Origin of the sequence: Maribacter sp. Asnod1-A12 (assembly GCF_045063735.1) — a bacterium.
Lineage (GTDB): Bacteria > Bacteroidota > Bacteroidia > Flavobacteriales > Flavobacteriaceae > Maribacter.
Genome location: NZ_JBEFNZ010000006.1, coordinates 2,840,961 through 2,860,552, shown reverse-complemented (window position 1 = coordinate 2,860,552; position 19,592 = coordinate 2,840,961). Strand labels below are relative to the sequence as shown.

Sequence of the window (19,592 nt, the reverse complement as noted above, 5' to 3'; positions counted from 1 at the left end):
ATGAAATATATAAGTTATTTGACCATAGGTATCTTTTTCGGTATCATCATGTATAAATCTGAAGCTGCATCGTGGTTTCGTATTTATGAAATGTTTCAGTTTGGGTCTTTCCATATGTATGGGATTATAGGCTCTGCCCTTGTTATCGGAGTAATCGGTGTGCAAATCATCAAAAAATATAAGATAAAAGCGATTGGTGGTAATGAAATGAATTTACACCCTAAGACCAAAAGTGTTGCCCGTTATTTAATTGGTGGTATTATTTTCGGATTAGGTTGGGCATTGGCTGGTGCTTGCCCAGGACCAATGTATGTACTTGTAGGTGCTGGCTACTACTCTATTCTGGTTGTTATTGGCGGAGCTCTTTTAGGTACTTTCGTTTACGGATTGGTGAAAAATAAATTACCTCATTAAATTAATAAAGTAGTTTAGCCTTCAGTGGATAATTTTGGCGAAAGCCATAACCACCCTACCCCTAATAAAAAGAGGATATAAAATACTAGTAGAGAAACAGGACGGTCCACAACAACCGTCCTGTTTTTTAGAGTTTCTTTTTTGAATTGATTTTTATTGGCTGCTATGTTTGTAGTACTAGTTAAAGCGTTCCAATCTTTATGTTCAAAAACATAGTATGAGAAGTTCGTACTATCATTTTCAACTTGCATTGAATTCCAACCTGTTTTCTTCGGATAAATAGTACCTGAATAGTGACTAGGCAGCAATGCATTTTGAACAAGCGATATCGAAATACTATCTTCATTTATAATACCGAACTCCTCTAAATTTGTTCGAATCTCAAAATGAAAAGGCTCGTCTATTCTAGGAAATTTCGTATTGGATTGCCAAGAAACTGCCTGCCCTTTCTTCTTTGCTATCTTATCTAAAATAGTGGTCCAAATACCATGATATACTTCACTTTTACCATTCAACAAAAGCTGATAACTATTTAATAATGTGGTAATTGCAATTTTACCTTTTCCTATTTGTCTATACGCTGCCAAGTTTGATGTTCCACCTAAATGAATTGGCTCTACTAATAATTGATCACTGAAATGATACGGGTACTTTTCTGTTTCTGCGGCATAAACTGGTAATTTCACAGTGTTCACCCTATCACGTTTAAATTTAAAATAAGCATTGTTACTTCGGCTTTTAAACAGAAAATCACTTGGCTGAATAAATAGTCCTAAACCTTGTTCTTCAATACTTGTTTCAAACCTTTTTCTAATCAAATTTCCAAGACCCGTATAAGTTTCAGCATCAACAATTACAATATCAAAATTTTTAAGGGTCTCTTTGGTAAACTTATATATTGGTCGCGTAGGCGTATTGAAATATTCAAACTTGTATTTCCCTTTTGTCAACTGACTTCTAACAATAACTTCATGACCAGATTCCGCCAAGAAATTCTTTAGGTATTTGGTCTCAAACGTGGGGAAGGTATTTAAAATCAAAACCCGTAACGGTTCTTTTCTCATTACCTCTATAGGTATCGAATTCGTTTCTAAAACAAAGCCTGCGCTATCTTTAACAGCTAATTGATATACATAAACTCCAGCTAGTTTTGGGCGAGTCTTTAGGTTAAAATCTGCATTCTTATCTTCAGTAATCTGAATAGAGTCTAACCCGTTTTTCCTTGAATCTTGTAGTACTAAAAATGACTTTTCAATTGGTTGAGAATAACTGCCAGAAACCATTAATTCTTCACCTATTACAAGCTGTTCCGTATAGTTCAATTGTGTTACTCCCATTGGAGCAGCATTAGGAATGTAGGTAGTTGGTAGACTATCAAACAAATAAAAATCATACGGTTCTATGCCATCACCTAGTACAATAACACTAGTAAGTGAATCGAGCTCTTTACGAATCGATTTTTTAGGATTATAATCTAAAAACTTTAATCCCTCATAACGGTTTAAAAGACTGTCTTTTAGTATCTCATCAAAATTATTGGTCAACACTACTGCCTGACTATCATTAATTTCTACCTCTTTTGTAGGCTCTAGAATTAACACAACCAAAGCCAAGACGGTTATTAAAGCAACAATAGTATTTACTACAAACCGACCACTACGCTTGGTCTTCCATTCTTTCCAAACATAGCTATTAAAAACTACTAATCCGCCAAGTAAGATGGGGATCATGAGCTCTTTTTGTATAAATGAGAATCCATCAATCATACACCTGTAATTGTTTTAGAAATAATGAATTGATTTCATCTGTATACTCTTTTTTAGCCCCAGGTATTTGTGGTGTTTTGGGTAAAGCTGCTAATAATCCCTTTTGTACGAATTTATAATTAGCCATTGTTCGCTCCGTATTATTCTCAATTCCTTTTAAACCCTGTAACACTCGTAAATACTTACTTGGGTTAACTATAGCCAATTGAGCCAATTCATTGCCTGCGGCTGTAAAAAGGGCATTATCAGCCTCATTAAAAGTGCTTTCTTGCTGAATGAACTGTTCTAAGCGAGCAACTGCATTCTCAAGTGCTTTAAAAGGATTTTCTACCTCTTTAGTTTCGTTCTTTCGATAATTCTCTATATCCTTTATTTTACCGGTAAGTCTACTGTCTTCCTTTATTGGTGGTGGATCAAAACCTATTCTGTGTACATAAATACGGGCACTATTCTTTATTTCTTGAATGTATTTTAAAGCTTCATATTGAAATGGCAATGACTTTTCTGGCTCGTTTAATCGTAGGTGTAATTCGGCATCCCACATAATGCTTAATGCCTTTCGCAATTTTGTTTTCAAAGATTCTTCAAACAGAGTAGACTCCTCAGGATCATCATGATTATGAAGATAGTCGTGTAATGGATCTTCTGCTTCTTCGGTATCATTTTCTTCATGATGTTCATGCTTTTCTACCAGATTATGCTCATTATCACCATCATGGTCATGCATGAATTCTTTTATTACATTTTCTTGATCTTCAGCATGATCATGGTCCTCACCTTCTTCTTCACTTTCAATCTCTTCTGGAGCTTCTTCCATTTCAGATTCATCGCCCATAAACTGACCATATTTTAAGCGCAACGCTTTTTGGTCAAACCCCAGTTCATTACTTCTCGAATTAAATTCGGTAATCGTAATCCTCGGTTTATCTTTTATCAACTTCTCGGTATCGATAATCAACTGTCGCTGACTTCTAAAATAATCGGGCATTTGATCTACGCCCAAGGTTCCTTCCACACCATATTGCTCACCAACCGTATCTTTAATTACAGCGAAGTAGGTTTCGCTACGCGACACATTTCGTTTAGGTCGTTTTTCGTCAAAGGCTTCAATATAAAAATAAAGCTCATCGCCTACTTCCATTTTTAAGGTATTTAAATCCAGCGTTTTAGTTGCTCGTATAGATTTCACACCTTTTGTAATAGCTTGCTTAAAATTCAATTTTTCTTCCCTAAACTTGACCGATTCTCCCGATCCTTTACTTACGGTTGCTATGATATAGGCTTCGTCAATTCCGTAATCATCGGTAATTGTACTTTGTAGTTCGACAACTTTTTTATCTGAAAAATCAAAATACGTGTACTGCTCCAATCCTAAAATCTCTATTTCTGGCGGATTATCGGGTATTGCTTCCAACGAGAATAAATCTGATGTAAATTCAATACCGTCTTCATTCTTGAATTTGAAACTATAGAATCCCGATTCTAACAATACTTGTTTAATACGATACCCGTTTTCGCCTTTTTGCAACGGAATTAGTTCCCCCATGCGGTCTAAGTAAACCTCAGTAACAGAGTTATCAAAGACCAATAGCCACTGAACCGTAGCACCAGCAATTGTCTTTATGTTTGGGTCACTTACAGCAATTGTACCTTTTCGGGTATAGGAAGGATAAGTAACACTAATATCTTGACTAGAAATTTTTGGAATGATGGACTTCTCACTAATACTATCTGTTGCTATAAACTGAATTTGTGTTTCGTTAGTAGCATTCCCTAAAATGCTTTCTACGCTTTTAAACAAGTCTAATTTCTGAACAACAATACCAAGTAATACCAACCCTAGCGTAACCAATACCGCTTGTTTTAATTTGTTTGGCGGATGAATAGCACCTAGCCTTTTGCTAAGCTCTTCTGATACTTTATAGCGTTGTAATTTGGCGAGATTTGATAATGAATCTTCTGGCTGCAACAATAGTCCTGTACTAAACGATGCTTCATCTACATGTGCATCCACATAAGTGCCTGTGGTAGCTAAATTATGTTTCCAAGGCTTCTGTATAAAAAGCACTGCGACTACCGCAACTACAAAGCTTAAAACGCCAAGCCATAGATTTTTAGATGCTAAATAAAAAAGAATGGCAATACCAACAGCATACAAGACAGCTTCTGCGTATGACAAGATTTGCCATCGCCTGTGAAATTTCATCAAGTGTAGTTTACCTGATTCCATTACTGTTTTCGTTTATATGCTACAAAGCGTTCTACAATCAATAATACTAGCAGAACAATCCACAAATACGGATTCAGACTCCAGCTGGCTTGGTGTGTTTTCGATTCTTTATTATCAATGAAATTTGTTTTTAAATCTGTTTCTGTAACCGAGCGAATATCAGCATTAGCTTGTAGTTCACGTAGCTCTTCATCGACATCTAAAATGCTTAGTAGGTTCTCTGTTAATCGCCCGGAGACTGCATTTTCTGTCGTGATTCTTTTTGTTATATAAAAGGTGTCATCATCTTCTCCTTTTATTATCAGCGTATTAGAAATGGAATCGTTTTTAAATATAAGTGTCTTTCCAACCGAAACAGGAATAGGTTTAGTACTCAACCAAATCATTAAATCCGCTTCTTTATTCTCCAATAATTCGCTATCTAAAAAACTTTCGACTTTTATTTCTCTATTTAAGTAAGTCGATAAAGCTGCCAATGCTGCTTCAATATAACTTTTATCTGTACTTAGACTATCGGTATACACCAAAGAAACTTCTAAAGCAGATTGTTGAATTAAAGGAATTTTTACTGAACTTAAACTTGAACTTGAAACCTGTAAACTATCACCATTTGATGTTAGTTGGTATGCATCACCTAGCTCAATAGTCTTCGTTGCTATTTTTGAAACTACCGGACTGTTATTGGCTGTAAATAAAGCTATATTTTTTTCTTTCTGATATGCTAATAAAGGCTTCTCAACAGTTTGAGCCGAATCCAAAACTATCCAATTGATATCATGATTGGTTTCGGGTCTAGCGCCTTTTAGTCCTTTTGCATATCCGTGGGTAAAAACAATAATACTATCTGTTTTTAAGGTATTCATTTCTGATGCTAATGACCAGTAATCGACACTTCTGAAATCTTGTGAATTGACATATTCAATATCGTTTTCAGGCAAACCTGATTGTAATAGTCTTATTTCTTGATCTGCCTGTAAATCAATAAAACGAGCCATGAAATTTTCATTCCGGGCTAATTCAGGTTCAATAACATAGGTCAGTTTACAGTTGTTCACCTTTGATTGCCATTGCGGTTTTGCCATGACCAAAGTAATCAGGGAAATAATTGCCATACGCAGTAGCAACAACCACCATTCGTTTAATTGAATACTACTAGATTGTCTTGATTTTGATTCTGATAGCAGTTGAACACTACCAATTTTTATAGTTTTCGCTTCCTTTTTACTCCATAAATGGATTGCTATCGGAACTAAAAGTCCCAATAAAGCCCATAAATATGAAGGTTGTGCGAATGACATATTAACCGAGTCTTTTACGTTGTTTTAAAAATAATTGTAATGCTTCACCCAAGTGTGCATCCATACGAAAGACATAGTGATCAATGCCGTTTGAAAGTAATTCTTCTTTAACCTTTTTCAATCTACTTTCTAGAGCAGCCAAATATTCTGTTTTAGCTTTTTCGGTATCTACTTTTACTCGCGCCCCTGTTTCCCAATCTTCAAAAGTGATGTTTGGACCGTAATTAAAATCCATTTCAGCTGATCCCATCACCTGTAGTACCACAACTTCATTTCTGGCAGATTTTAATCCTTTGATAAACTTTGAAATCTCCTCGCTGGTTTCATACATATCGGTTAGAAAGAAAATCAATTCTTTTCCTCCTCTATTCGGTATGCGCTTATTAGAAATATGGGTTTCTGGCCATTTACCAGAGTTAGAAAGATTAATTAATTCTAGCAGCAATCTGTTGTAATGCTTTTTATCTGCCTTGGGGTTAATACTGAACACATCATTTTCATTGAGTGCGATAAGACCAACAGAATCTCCTTGCTTATGAGCCATATATGCTAGTGTAGCCACCAAGACACGTACAAAATCAACTTTAGTTAAGTCCTTTTCTTTATGCAGCATTGAAGCACTGGCATCTACAATAAACTTAATAGTCACCTGACTTTCTATCTCAGATTGCTTAATGTAGTACCTGCCCGAACGTGCCAGCATTTTCCAGTCCAACAAGCGTAAATCGTCACCAGGTTCGTAACCTCTGTACTGACTAAACTCCATACCAGGCCCCACACTGGCACTTCTATTTAAACCAGACGTAAAGCCCTCGACCACAATTCTGGATATCAAGGAGAGTCCCTCAACCGTATTGATGACCTCTGGTTTTAATAAATCGTGATAGTCCTGTTTTGCCATGTACTCGATAATGGAGCGTTGTTTATTTGCCTTTTATTTCAATAGCATTTAATAAATGTGATGCTACTTTATCTGAAGTGATGCCTTCTGCCTCTGCCCTGAAATTAACCAACACCCTATGACGAAGCACTGGCAACGCCACACTTTTAATATCGTCTAGCGTAACCGCTAACCGACCTTCTAACAATGTATTAGCCTTTGCCGTTAAGATCATTGCTTGACCTGCACGCGGACCTGCACCCCAGTCTACCCAGTCTTTTACATAAGCATCTGTTGTGGTTTCCGGTCTTGTAGCACGAATCATATCACTCACAAAACTGATTAAAGCATCGCTTATAGAAACTTCGCGAACTAACTGTTGTAACCGTACGATATCATCACCAGAAATTACCTTGTTTAATTTCTTCTTTATACCTCCAGTAGTTGCCTTTAAAATGGTTTCCTCATCTTTCTGAGTAGGATATCCAATTTTTATATATAGTAAAAAACGATCTTGCTGTGCTTCTGGCAAAACAAAGGTTCCCGATTGTTCTATAGGGTTTTGTGTTGCTAGAATGAAGAATGGTTTATCTAAAGGATATGTTTTATCTCCGTAAGTAACCTCAAATTCTTGCATCGCTTCTAACAATGCCGCCTGTGTTTTTGGCGGTGTACGGTTTATTTCATCCGCTAGTATAATATTAGAAAATATAGGTCCTTTATTGAACTTAAAGAACTTTTTACCTGTGGTATGGTCTTCTTCTAATATCTCTGTACCTATAATATCCGAGGGCATTAAATCGGGTGTAAACTGAATACGTTTAAACTTTAAATCGATTGCATTTGCCAAAGTTCTGATCATTAAGGTTTTTGCCAAACCGGGTACTCCCTCTAACAAAGCATGACCACCGGCTAAAAACGTAATCAATAATTGCGATACGGTTTCTTCTTGACCGATAATCACCTTTCCTATTTCTTGCTTTAAAGCATTCAATTTACCGGAAAGCATTTCTACCTCATCTGCAATACGTTGTAATTCTTTATCCATTCAAAAATGTGTTTATGAGGTTAAGGCGTACATGACGATGTTTACCCCAAACCGTGTATTGTCTATTTTATACCAACGTTTATTTCTAAAATCATAATCCCATTCGCAGCCGTAATCTTTATTACTGTACAACACCCCTATTCTTCCATTGATGACAATTGCCTTTAAATAATCATGCACCAAATCATCTCCCCAGCCGTTCAGCTCTTGTGATGTGGTTGGTGGTCCATCTTCAAAGTCAAAGAATATGGTATAGATTTCGTGGTCGTTGGGTATTTTTTTTAATGCGGACGGACCAAATATTTCTTCCATTTGCCTTTCAAAAGATTTAGCGAACAATCCGTCAATGTCATGATTGCAATCATCTGCGAAAACGAAACCTCCGTTGCGCACATATTTCTCAAAATTATCTTGTTCCTTTTTAGTAAACTCTACCAATTTATGTCCTGAGATATAGCAAAACGGACTCTTAAAAATATCATCGCTCGCTAGTGTGATTATCTTTTCTTGGGTGTCTACTTTCAAGGTGGTGTACTCTACCAATGAATTCAACAAATTAGAAGGCATACGTTGATCCACATCCCAATCGCCGGACTCATACTGTAATCTCGTGAAGAAAAATTCGTTGCTCAAGGGCAATTGATTTGTGTTTTTATTCCGATAGAAAAAAGAAAAAACTGGTTGTCGTGACGTGTCACAAACAACCAGTTTAGATATTCATAATGTCATTTATACGGCATCTGAAAGACTGGTGAACGTAAAGTCACGAACCTTCATATACGGTATTAGATTACCATTGATACGTACTTGCTGCCCAAGGGTTTCCAAATTGTTTAACATGATGATCGGACTCTCATTAAACCTGAAGTTTTTTACAGGGTATTTAATTTCTCCGTTCTCGATGTAAAACGTTCCGTCCCTTGTTAGTCCCGTATATAATAAGGTCTGCGGGTCAACGCTACGTATGTACCATAAACGTGTTACCAGAATTCCCTTTTTGGTACTCTTTATCAATTCTTCTAAACTGGCATCCCCACCAGTCATAATCGCATTCGACGGAAAAGGAACTGGCTCAACACCTTTCTCCTTTGCCCAAAAACGATCATACGCCAAGTTTTTAACGACTCCGTTTTCAATCCAGCTTGTCTTTTTAATTGGTTGCCCTTCGCCGTTCCAAGTTGCTGTAGGCACTTCCGGATTCAATGGATCTGAATAAATATTAACGCGTTCGTCAACTATTTTCTCCCCAATTTTATTTTTACCATCTGGTGCAGACATAAAGCTTCTACCTTCATCTGCAGAACGTGCATTTAATGATCTAAACATATTACGCAATAAATCTGCCGATGCAGCCGGTTCTAATATCACTGTATATTTACCTGGCTCTATAGCTTTTGCTTCTCTAGATAATACTGCCTTGTCGATTGCGGTTTTTGCAGCTTCATCAGCATCGAACTTATCTACATCGTTAAAATCTCTTTTAACCCAACCAGAACCGGTACCGTCATTGGTACGCATGGTTACCGTAAAATCAACATCCGTAGATTGGTTGTAAGCGAACAATCCTTTAGAATTGATCATTGCGTTGAAACCCGCGGAATCATTTAAAAAACCTGCTGCTGTAACATCTTTTGCATCTGCAGGAACAATACTGCTGCTCGCTACTTCTGCTCTATATTCTGGAGTTACATTTGCAGTTGATTCACTATACGTAATTGCTTCATCATACATCTGCGGACCTAAAGGTTCCATAAACTCAGGGTTTTCAGGAGATAATTGCGCCAATTCCTCGGCTCTTCTTACTACCTTTTCTAATGATGCATCATCAAATTCATCAATAGTTGCCGTACCTGATTTTTTACCAAAACTAGATTGTACCGCCAAACTTTGATTAGAACTGTACCCAGATGTAGATACCGTATTTCGTGCATATCTTATATTACCGCTGTTATAACCGCTTAAATTTATCTCGCAGGTATCGGCTTTGGAAAAGCTCAATGCTTTCTCCAATATTTTTCTTGCTTCTTCTTTTGTATAAATTGCCATTGTTGTTCTTTTTTGAGTGAAACAATTAAATGTTTCTACCGGTGTTAATTACGTTTACATCATTGAACCTGGCAGTAGAACTACCATGAGATACTGCGCTCACCTGTGAAGGCTGCCCTTTACCATCGAAGAATGTACCGAACAAACGGTAATCATCTTTATCGCAAATCTTAACACATGAATTCCAAAACTCCTGGGTATTTGATTGGTATGCTACATCTTCTAACATGCCCACGATTTCACCATTTTTAATTTCGTAAAAAACAGTACCACCAAATTGGAAATTGTAACGTTGCTGATCTATTGAATATGATCCACGACCCGCTATATAAATACCTTTCTCTACATCTTTGATCATTTCAGAAATAGAATATTTCTCTTTGCCCGGCACTAAAGAAACATTAGGCATACGTTGAAACTGAACATCGTCCCAGCTTTGTGCGTAGCAACAACCGTGAGATTCCTCTTCACCAATCATATGTGCTTGGTCACGTATGGCTTGGAAATTTGTCAATACTCCGTTACGTACCAAATCCCACTTCTTGGCTTTCACTCCTTCATCATCATAACCAACAGCGCCTAAAGAACCAACTTGGGTCTTATCTGCAACAAGGTTTACAATATCGCTACCGTATTTAAAATTGCCTGATTTCAATTTATCCAAAGAGGCGAAACTAGTACCGGCATAATTTGCTTCGTAGCCTAATACACGATCTAATTCTAATGGGTGACCTACAGATTCGTGAATAGTCAACCCTAGGTGATTAGGTTCTAAAACCAAATCATATTTACCGGGATCAACTGACTTTGCCGTTAGTTTTTCTTTAGCTTGTTTCGCTGCCATAGTAGCATCTTCTACCATGTCATAACTATTTCTGTATAAACGTAACCCTGCAGGACCTTCAAGTTTTTCAGATTCTAATCCGTCTAAATACTCATACCCCATACCTACAGGTGCACTCATATTCTCTCTAGTCTTAAAAGTACCCGCAGCCTTATCAACAGCAGTTACCCTTAATGTTGGCCACAAGCGGTGTATATCTTGATCTATATAAGAACCATCGGTAGATGCAAAGTATTTTTGCTCGTTAACCATGAATAAGGCGGAATTCACAAAGTTTGCTCCGTTATCCAAAGCGGCTGCATTTGCGCTTAATAAAAGGTCTACCTTTTCTGAAACAGGTACTTCTTTAAAATCTTTCTTGATCGGTGTTTTCCAAGAAACTTCTCCGTAAGCATTTACGGGAGCCAGTTTTACCGGCTCTTTTTGAATTTTAGAATTTGCTTTGGCGATTGCAACAGCTTGTTCTGTTGCTTTTTTAATACCGTCTTCGGTAACGCTATTGGTTGAGGCAAAACCCCAAGTTCCATTAGCAATAACACGAATACCGATACCGAAAGATTCTGTATTTACTACATTCTGTACTTTATCTTCCCTAGTGAATACATATTGGTTCAAGTACCTACCAATTCTGGTATCTGCATATGTTGCCCCTAAAGATTTGGCTGTGTTCAATGCCACATCTGCCATTCTCTTTTTTACCAAGGTATCCATACCAGGTTCTAGCAAAGCCTCCGTGGGGATGTCATTTCCTAGCAATAATGATGGCATCATTAGTGCTCCGGCACCCAACCCGGCGTACTGTACAAAATCTCTTCTTTTCATGTGTTAGTTTTATAGTGTTTCAATGTTGTTAGCGTTGTTCTTTAAGAAAACAACTATTTCTAAGCTTACCATATGTAATAAGGACAACTCGTGAATATCCCTTTTTACGGTTAGTTTGAAATATGTAACTGAATTCGTGCCCTCTAAAAATAGTTAGGCTTTTGAAACTATTATGTTAACCTTAACATAAATTATAACATTCAATACCGCTTTTGAGAATAATATAAAAATGGGGCATTGATTTTTTGTTCTTCGGAAGGGTAGGAAAGGAAATTGAAAATTGGATGTAAGGATAATTATTTTACTAAACTGATTCGACAAGGAAAGCCATAATGACCTGAAATCGGTTTATTATTATTGTCAACCAATGAAAAATCTGGTAACAAAGGAGAAATCAGTGATATAGTGAATAAAAAAAATGCTTCTCATAGTGATTTAAATAATGGTTTGATATCACCCTACTTTTCAGTACATATTGAATAAAAAATCAATAATATCGAATCTATAGAATAACAATGCCTTTTTTATTCTTCAACTATAAATATTACTTTCCTTTTTTTTGATGTATTATAAAAATCTTTTGATTTTAATTTATTCTTTTTGAAAGATAAATTTCGTTTGAAATTTGATTCAAAATGATATATCGTATTAATATCAATACCTGTGATCTTTACAAAATTTAATTCTGAAATTTCAGTCAATTCTATAGCTATGGGTGAACCTTGAAGTGAAGTCTTTATAATCGGATTTTCTATATCTTTAAATTTACTTTTTGGAATTTTTACTAATCCGTTATCTAAATCACCATAAAAATACTCTTCGTTGTATTTAATATGCACAAATGCAACTTCTTGCTTATCAATAATCTGAACAATCAAAGTGTCAGTTTTATTTACGCGATCATAAATTTTAGCAATTTGATTTTTACTTTTAATTGCCTTTTCAGAATCTCTAAAACTTAAAAACAATTTATTTCTTTTTATTTCATAATTTCCTTTCCCATACCAAAGTTGTCCGTCATCAGTGTTATATCTATGTTCGAAGACTTTTGACTCAGGAAATAAATAATATTTATTACTAAACATTGAAGAATTTTTCTGAGAAAAGACCAAAGTATCTTGCGCAAATAGTTGCTTAGAAATCAATATTAAAGTTAAAATCAGAAACTGTTTTTTCATTTTTTAAGAACAATTTTATTATTAACCTCAACCTACCTATGTATCTTAAACAAAATCTAAATAATTTCGGTTTTCTCCAGACAATTATATATTATCTATTCAAGTCTAATATTATACATAAACTTCATAAGTAGCCCATTTGAACTCTGTAATTCCACTATATCCATTAACTCCATAAAATAACCACAAATCCTTTCTCTATCTTCTGTGTCAATATCTAGATATACATCAGAAAATCGTTTGGTTCCTATTGCAATTTTTTCAAGATATATAGAATCGGTTGGTTTTTCCATTTGGGAAACAAAAAGAAAATCTTTTGCAGCTAGATTTATTTTATCTGTTAAAATTGGCTTTAGTTTTTCAATACCAATACCTGGATAATGATTTTCTTTCACAAATTTTTCTTTTGCTATGAATTTCTCAAAATTTTCTTTCGCATCTTTTGGAGTATGCATATTTGTTGATTTTTGTGCGTTACTAACAAACGTGCAAAAAGTCAATATAATTACAAATAATTTCATTTTTCTATAATTGTGATTAATAATGATAGCTATTGCCTACCTATGCATCTTATCTAAAATCTCAATAATCTCGGTTTTCTTACGCACAGATACCGGTACATTCTCTCCATTCTTCAACATTAAATAACCTCCATCGGTTTTTATATATGCACTAATGCATTGCAGGTTGACCAGGTGACTTTGGTGTACACGAACAAAATCGTGACTGCTTAATAAATCGGCAAAGTACTTTAAAGTCTTTGTTACGAATATCTTGCGTTTATCTTGTAGATGAAAAATGGTATTATTACTATCAGATTCGCACCGTATAATGTCATCTAAGCTGACAATGATAATTTGATCTAGCGTGTGCAACGATATCTTATTGGGCTTTTTCTCCGGCGCTGCAATGGTTTCCTTTAAAATCTGTAAGCGTTCTTTATTTGGCTGTAATTGCTCTTTTGCTCTAGATAACGCTAAACTCAAATCTTCATTCGAATATGGTTTTAATACGTAGTCTATTGCGGCAAACTTAAAAGCGCGTATCGCAAATTCATCACTGGCAGTTACAAATATGATTTTCGACTTCAGGTCTGGAAAAATCTCTAAAATATCAAAGCCCGTACCATCACCCAACATAATATCCAAGAACAGAATGTCTGGCTGATTCTTGCGCAGTACCTTAGCGGCTTCCACTACACTCTGTGCCGTTGCGATAATTTCAATTTCTGGGTGTTGCGTCTCAATATCCTTTTTTAAAAGGGTCATGGCATCGATCATGTCTTCTACTATTATCGCTGTATGCATAGGTCTCTAATAATCTGTTAGTAAAGGTATTTTAAAGGTAATCTTGGTACCATCAATACTACCTTCTTCTTTTTTGATTTCACTGATATGCAGGGTATTGGTACCTGCAATAGATTCTAGCCTTTCTTTGGTAACGGTCAATGCCATAGATTGATGGTCTGTTTTTGGCTTTTCGCTTTGCGATTTAAAAATACCTAATCCGTTATCAATAATACTACATTGTAAATGGGTCTCGCTAGTACTAAAACCTATCTCAAGCTTGCCCGGTTTATTGCCTTTTAAAATGCCGTGTCTAATGGCATTTTCCACAAATGGCTGAATTAACATTGGCGGAATCAATATCTCTTCGGCATCAGGGTTAGTTTCTACCCTGATAGTATACTCAAAAGGTTTCTGTGCCATTAATTGCTCTACTTCTACATAATGCCGCAACGCCTTAATTTCTTGGTCTAAACTAATATGTTCTTTCCTTGAATTCTGAAGTGTTTCTCTCAATAATATGGCAAAGCTATTAATGGTGGCATCCATCTTTTCTGGCTTGTTGCCTGCCATTGCTTTTATCCCATTTAAAACATTGAATATAAAATGCGGATTCATTTGTAATTGCAATGCTTTCTGCTCTAAGGTTAGCAGGTAATTCTGTGTTTTCAATCGTTCTTGCTCCGCTTTGTTCTTTGCTTTTATCTTACGAATGTAAAACCACCCAACACTTAACAATACAACAATTGCCAATGCTAAAACGGACCATTGAAACCAGTCTTTTTTGTACAGCGGACTATCAATAAAAAAACCGAAATTTATAGGTTCACTTTCTTGCCATCTGTAATTTCTAGATTGCACTTGAAAAGTATGAGACCCATAAGCCAGACCCGCAAAATTTTGCTTGTTCTCTTTTACCCACGGACTCCAATCCGTTTCATCTAATCGTGTTCTGTACTCAATTTCATTTGGGTGATCCACATCTACCGTTCTGAATGAAAAACCTAGTTGTGTCTGCTCTGGAGTTAGTTGTAGTACCTTGTTACTATTTGTCCAGTCTTTTAGAATTAAGGAATCAATATTCCTGTACCGCTCCTCTACTCCCGTAAAATAAACTGTTGGTGGTAACGATGCCTTTTTGCTTTCACTAGGCACATGTTTGGTCAATCCGTAAATGGCACCAAACCATAGATTTCCAGAGTCATCTTTATCTACGGCATTTAAGCAGGTTTCTATGCCTAAAAATCCGTCATTTCTACCAAAGTGATAGACGTCTACAATTTCGTTATCAGTATTTAATTCTATTTTATCCACTCCCCTTTCGGAACCTGCCCACATGTACCCTTGGTCATCGAAAATGAGCTGATAGATGTTATTAGAAGATAAATTCTTGCTTCCTTTTAATTGCTGAAAATTTACAGGATTAGTGCTGTTCGCATACCAAATACCCTTACCTGATGTACCTAAGAAAATAGTATCATCATGAAACAAAATAGTATTAACTGCAGTTTGTTGTTCTAAACCGGTTTCAATATTGGTAACCTTGTTATTTTCTATATACCCTAAATGACCATTTTGCGTGGAGTACCACAGCTTACCATCTGGTGCTTTTACCATGCCTTTTATTAGCATATCGGTAATACCATTGCGCTTAGAAAAGGTTTTTCTAACCACAAGGCTGTCATTATATGAATAGTAATTGAATTTCACAATACCATGGGCATACGTAGCTGCCCAGATATAATCATCTTCGGCAATTACGGTACGCACCCAATCTGAAGGAAAGCCTTTGCTCTCATCAATGATATGATTGGTGGTTCTTTCAACGGAAACGGTATCTATCTGAATTAAAAAAGTTTCGCTTGATGAGAACACTAAACTATCAACCATTTTAGTTTCTCGAAATAAAAGCCCTCTATTGTCTGATCCTGCCCAAATATTGCCTTTTGAATCGCTATCGATTGTCTTGATTTTGACATCGAAAAATGTACCCTTACTTGGTAGTGCGTGAATTCCCATGGAATCGATTTTTGCCAAACCAGCTTCTGATGTGGAAAACCACAATCCGTCTGCTGCATTATGCACGGCATAAACCCGATTTCCCTTTAGACCTGATCTTTGATTATAGTGCTTAAAGTTATTCTGAAAGTACTTGTAAAATCCTCCACCAGATGTAGCAATCCATAAATTGCCATTGTCATCTTTTACTACTTTTCTAATATGCGGAGTTGCTAAACCACTAGCTGTATTCAATTGCTTGACCTCAGCAAAGGTATTCGTCTCTACAATTGCTATACCCTCATTGTCAGTAGCTATCCATAGCTCATCTGTATTTTGAATTGACATGGAGTTTATACGCGATGGTTCTGGCATTAAAAACCTGTCATCGTTATTATATTGGTCTAATATAATAACACCATCATCAAAAGTAGCCGCAAGAATTTTGTTTTGATGTGCAATAACGGACTTAAAATTATTGACTTCTAATTTTGTTTTTTCTGTTGCTATATCTCTTAATTCATTCAGTTTCCATAAGCCATTATTGGTTGCTAACCAATAGTAATTTCCATCAAAAAGAATGGAATTGATTTCGCTAGAATCTATTTCAGGATTAATAGTAACCTTACTTAATTCTTTATTTTTAGAATAGATATAGAGTCCCTTTTTAGTACCTACATACAGCACATTTTCAGCATTGTAGAATTCAAGTATTTGTGGGGAATTAAAATTTAGGAAGTTGTTCTTTACTTTTATAGAAAGTCCTTTTCTAGTTCCCACAAAAAGCGAGTCATTTGCCGTATATAAGGCATCAATATAATTAGAGAGTAAATCGTCACTTTCATTCCATACTTCAAAGGTTTCGCCATCAAAATTTGCCAATCCGCCACCTTGGGTTCCTAACCATAGATAACCCATTTCATCTTGTACAATATCATATACTTGAGACTGTGGTAAACCATCTGCAATGGTATATGCTCGTAGCTGGCTATTTTGCGCAGCAATGTACATTGTTCCAAAGAAACAAAATACCAATAAGACGTATGTTCTAAGCAGATTCAAATATGTGTGCTATTTTAAGTAATTATCTAACGTTGTTATGCCTATAATATTTGATATAATATAGGGTCTTGTATGTTTGTGTTTTGGTACTCACTGGTATCATTAGCCTGCAAAATAGGTGCCAATACGCAGAGTACGGTTGTTTTTCCTTTTATTATTAATTTATTTCCTTGTACCCTACTTCTCCAACGGAATTTTTCTATCGGAATGTTCAATTTAAATAGTACCTCAGCCATTTCTGGAGATTCTGAAATCCAATCCATAATTGCTTCTTTGTCTTCTAAAGTAGGAATATCGGTAACAGTATCAAAAGTAAACTCCCAATCTATCGGAATATTAAACTTGAAACTATAGGCTTTACCAAATGAAGACTCTTGCCTTGTCTTTAACGCAGTAAACCAATCGATAGCTACATCAGGATATGCTTGTTTAAACTCCTTTGCAAGATGCGCAGGTCCTTTAGATTCTGCTGTTGGGTAATAGCCGTAGTAGGGCTTTGCCAAATAGTGATTTGCATATTTACCACCGAATACATTAAAATATGAGGACGCCACTACTTGCTCTGCTTTAAACGTATTTTTCAATTCTTGAAGTAAGGGTTGATTTTCTCCTAATCCGCACGAATGAAATATGATTTTAGAACTACTAGCAATGTTCTCACAAATCGTTTCTATACTATAATCTTGTATTGCATTTTGTAAAGTGGAAACGGTAATTCGCTCTCCTGTTTTTGTAGTCTTTAAAGACATACCCAACCAGGCATTACTATGACTTACAATGTGTATTTCTTTAAAACGTACTTGATTTTCTCCTGCACTATTTAGATAACTTACAATCTCATCAATAGCATATAAGCTATCTACAATTTGCATTCCTTGTTTTACAAAATACTGCTTGGCATTGCTATAATAGGTATTATCACCTTCATCAAAACCAGCAATAAATACTATAGCTCCTTGTACCATTTCTTTTTTGTTAGGTGAAGCAAGTGCCGCCTCCGACTGTTGCGAAAACGGCTTCTTACTACCTAGCATCAGCACACTAACCAATACTATAATTAAACACTTATTCATAATTATTTTTTAAAAGTCTATACTAACTACAGCATCATCCTTAACCTCACGAACTTGTTCTTTTTCTGTCAACTTAGAGCCGTTCCACACATAAGAAGTGGTAATGAATTCTACGTTGTTTTGAGCCAATGCATCATCAAGTGTTTTGATGTTTTTTGTAATGGTCGTTTTCAGTAAAATAGTACTCTTAACGCCTTGCATATCCGACGGAAAAACAAAAGACTCGGTCTTTAAGTAATTGGTGTCTGCATAATCTATTAAATCTGCCACTTTCTTGAATCTACCATTATTCCAAAACAGGTAGCTCTTACCTACTTGGTAACCTGTGTCTTTATCAGCTAAATCTACTGTAATCACATCTTCTACATTGAATAGACCTAAACTACCGTGGTTTTCAATATGAACCGGAATCGCAGCCAAACTATCTAACACCATTTTGTCTAATTGTTGTCCGTTTTTAAAGGCACGTAATTGGTATTTTACTTCTGTAATACCTGATTCGTTTTTGGCACTACTTTCATAACCGTACACAAACTTCACTTGGTTGTCTGCAATACTCCCGAAGGATTTCTGAGCGATCATGCCTCCCCAAACCCATCCGGTTTCATTGCCTGTGGTTACTCGGTACCAGTGGCTATTGATGCCATCTATTTCTTTAGAGTACATGCTTTTTTCCCACAGTACCATTTTAGTTCCAATATCTAGAAGTGTTACTTTTTTACTTCTAACAGATGGCTTTTCACGAAGAAATACTTTGTGAGCCAATAAATACTCATACGTTAGTTCTTCTGCAGGAATATCTTTATCCATCACTTCAAATTCTACTTGTTCTATACTTTGGGCGAACATGTTTACAAATGCAAATAAGCATAGGAATAAGGCACTTTTCTTTAAATTTTTCATAATTCTAAATTTTAAGGGTTATTAATAATTAATTGCTGTTATAGCGTCTTCAGTATCAAAATCATCGTCGTTCCAGGCAATGCTTCTAAGTACTTTAATATCTTTAATAGTAGCTGTTTCTGTGTATTCTAATGCTGCTCTTAGTATGGTTCCTTCTTTACCGAATAATTGGTTAGGAAAAATGTAGTGTATGTCTAAAATAGGTTCGTAGGCATACTCATTTTTTATACTTGGCAACGCGATAAAATCATTGTCATTACTTACCAAATAATAGAATTCTTCTGTGCTTGAACAGCAAGCGTTATATTCTAGGGTTACTTTTAAGATTTCATTGATATCTTCTAAATCCGGATTGCTTAAAACCGAGATGCGTATTTCATCTAATAAACCAAAATCGGCAATTGACAATGTTGCCACAAGACGCTCTGGATTGTTTGATTCGATTACGTCTACCAACCAGGTGTCTTCCTCTTCTTGACCACTACTTCTTTGGTTCGTGATATCGTAGGTATCCGTTAATTGAAACTCCTGTGCATTGGTGATACAAATGCTGAATAAAAAGGCGAATAGGATTAAATTTTTCATACTGTTATTTTTAGTTGTTTTCTTTCTACACTACTAAATTACAGCAGAGACAGCGCTTTTATGAGGGTGTTCTAGTATTCGTAGCACCTCATCTAGAATTCGTTGAATATGCTGTAATTATTTATTCTGTACCTGTTCTTTATTGAGTTTATTACAAAA

The 19,592-nt window shown here is 35.8% G+C and carries 16 protein-coding genes; 1 reads left to right on the top strand and 15 read right to left on the bottom strand.

Features of this window, described 5'->3' with window-relative positions:
- Complete coding sequence (locus ACJJVP_RS12070) at positions 1–414, top strand: DUF6691 family protein (RefSeq protein ID WP_299800204.1); 414 nt, start codon at positions 1–3, stop codon at positions 412–414.
- A gap of 14 nt (positions 415–428) precedes the next feature.
- Here the strand turns inward: ACJJVP_RS12070 and ACJJVP_RS12065 are convergent, their stop codons facing one another.
- The 15 genes from ACJJVP_RS12065 to ACJJVP_RS11995 all read right to left on the bottom strand — a co-directional run bounded on the left by ACJJVP_RS12065 (position 429) and on the right by ACJJVP_RS11995 (position 19,433).
- Positions 429–2,180 carry a hypothetical protein gene (locus tag ACJJVP_RS12065; protein WP_405413983.1) on the bottom strand — a complete coding sequence of 584 codons (1,752 nt, stop codon included), beginning with the start codon at positions 2,178–2,180 and terminating at the stop codon, positions 429–431.
- Positions 2,173–4,386: a tryptophan-rich sensory protein gene (locus tag ACJJVP_RS12060; protein WP_405413981.1), complete on the bottom strand. Its 2,214-nt coding sequence runs from the start codon at positions 4,384–4,386 to the stop codon at positions 2,173–2,175. Before ACJJVP_RS12060 ends, ACJJVP_RS12065 begins: the two co-directional genes overlap by 8 nt.
- A 23-nt stretch (positions 4,387–4,409) precedes the next feature.
- A complete protein-coding gene (locus ACJJVP_RS12055; protein WP_405413980.1) occupies positions 4,410–5,708 on the bottom strand; it encodes a BatA domain-containing protein in 1,299 nt (432 codons plus the stop codon).
- A 1-nt stretch (position 5,709) separates the two neighbouring features.
- On the bottom strand, positions 5,710–6,609 hold the full coding sequence (locus tag ACJJVP_RS12050; RefSeq protein WP_405413979.1) for a DUF58 domain-containing protein: 900 nt from the start codon (positions 6,607–6,609) through the stop codon (positions 5,710–5,712).
- A gap of 22 nt (positions 6,610–6,631) precedes the next feature.
- Positions 6,632–7,636: an AAA family ATPase gene (locus ACJJVP_RS12045; protein WP_405413977.1), complete on the bottom strand. Its 1,005-nt coding sequence runs from the start codon at positions 7,634–7,636 to the stop codon at positions 6,632–6,634.
- Between the two features lie 12 nt (positions 7,637–7,648).
- The gene (locus ACJJVP_RS12040) at positions 7,649–8,269 is read right to left on the bottom strand and encodes a DUF4159 domain-containing protein (RefSeq protein WP_405396345.1); all 621 of its coding nucleotides are present in this window, start codon (positions 8,267–8,269) and stop codon (positions 7,649–7,651) included.
- Positions 8,270–8,365: 96 nt separating this feature from the next.
- Positions 8,366–9,682 (bottom strand): TldD/PmbA family protein, encoded by a 1,317-nt coding sequence (locus tag ACJJVP_RS12035; RefSeq protein ID WP_405413975.1) that lies wholly within the window; start codon positions 9,680–9,682, stop codon positions 8,366–8,368.
- 25 nt (positions 9,683–9,707) lie between these two features.
- A complete protein-coding gene (locus tag ACJJVP_RS12030) occupies positions 9,708–11,348 on the bottom strand; it encodes a TldD/PmbA family protein (RefSeq protein WP_405413974.1) in 1,641 nt (546 codons plus the stop codon).
- A 524-nt stretch (positions 11,349–11,872) separates the two neighbouring features.
- Entirely contained in the window at positions 11,873–12,526 is a 654-nt protein-coding gene (locus ACJJVP_RS12025; RefSeq protein WP_405413972.1) for a hypothetical protein, read from the bottom strand.
- 95 nt (positions 12,527–12,621) lie between these two features.
- Entirely contained in the window at positions 12,622–12,981 is a 360-nt protein-coding gene (locus ACJJVP_RS12020; protein WP_405413970.1) for a DUF4844 domain-containing protein, read from the bottom strand.
- A 102-nt stretch (positions 12,982–13,083) separates the two neighbouring features.
- Positions 13,084–13,833: a LytR/AlgR family response regulator transcription factor gene (locus ACJJVP_RS12015; RefSeq protein WP_405413968.1), complete on the bottom strand. Its 750-nt coding sequence runs from the start codon at positions 13,831–13,833 to the stop codon at positions 13,084–13,086.
- 6 nt (positions 13,834–13,839) lie between these two features.
- Positions 13,840–16,821 carry a two-component regulator propeller domain-containing protein gene (locus ACJJVP_RS12010; protein ID WP_405413966.1) on the bottom strand — a complete coding sequence of 994 codons (2,982 nt, stop codon included), beginning with the start codon at positions 16,819–16,821 and terminating at the stop codon, positions 13,840–13,842.
- 92 nt (positions 16,822–16,913) lie between these two features.
- On the bottom strand, positions 16,914–17,945 hold the full coding sequence (locus tag ACJJVP_RS12005) for a hypothetical protein (RefSeq protein ID WP_405413964.1): 1,032 nt from the start codon (positions 17,943–17,945) through the stop codon (positions 16,914–16,916).
- Positions 17,946–17,954: 9 nt separating this feature from the next.
- Positions 17,955–18,848, bottom strand: coding sequence for an SH3 domain-containing protein (locus ACJJVP_RS12000; protein WP_405413962.1), 894 nt, complete (start codon positions 18,846–18,848; stop codon positions 17,955–17,957).
- Positions 18,849–18,869: 21 nt separating this feature from the next.
- A complete protein-coding gene (locus tag ACJJVP_RS11995; protein ID WP_405413960.1) occupies positions 18,870–19,433 on the bottom strand; it encodes a hypothetical protein in 564 nt (187 codons plus the stop codon).
- Between the last annotated feature and the right edge of the window lie 159 nt (positions 19,434–19,592).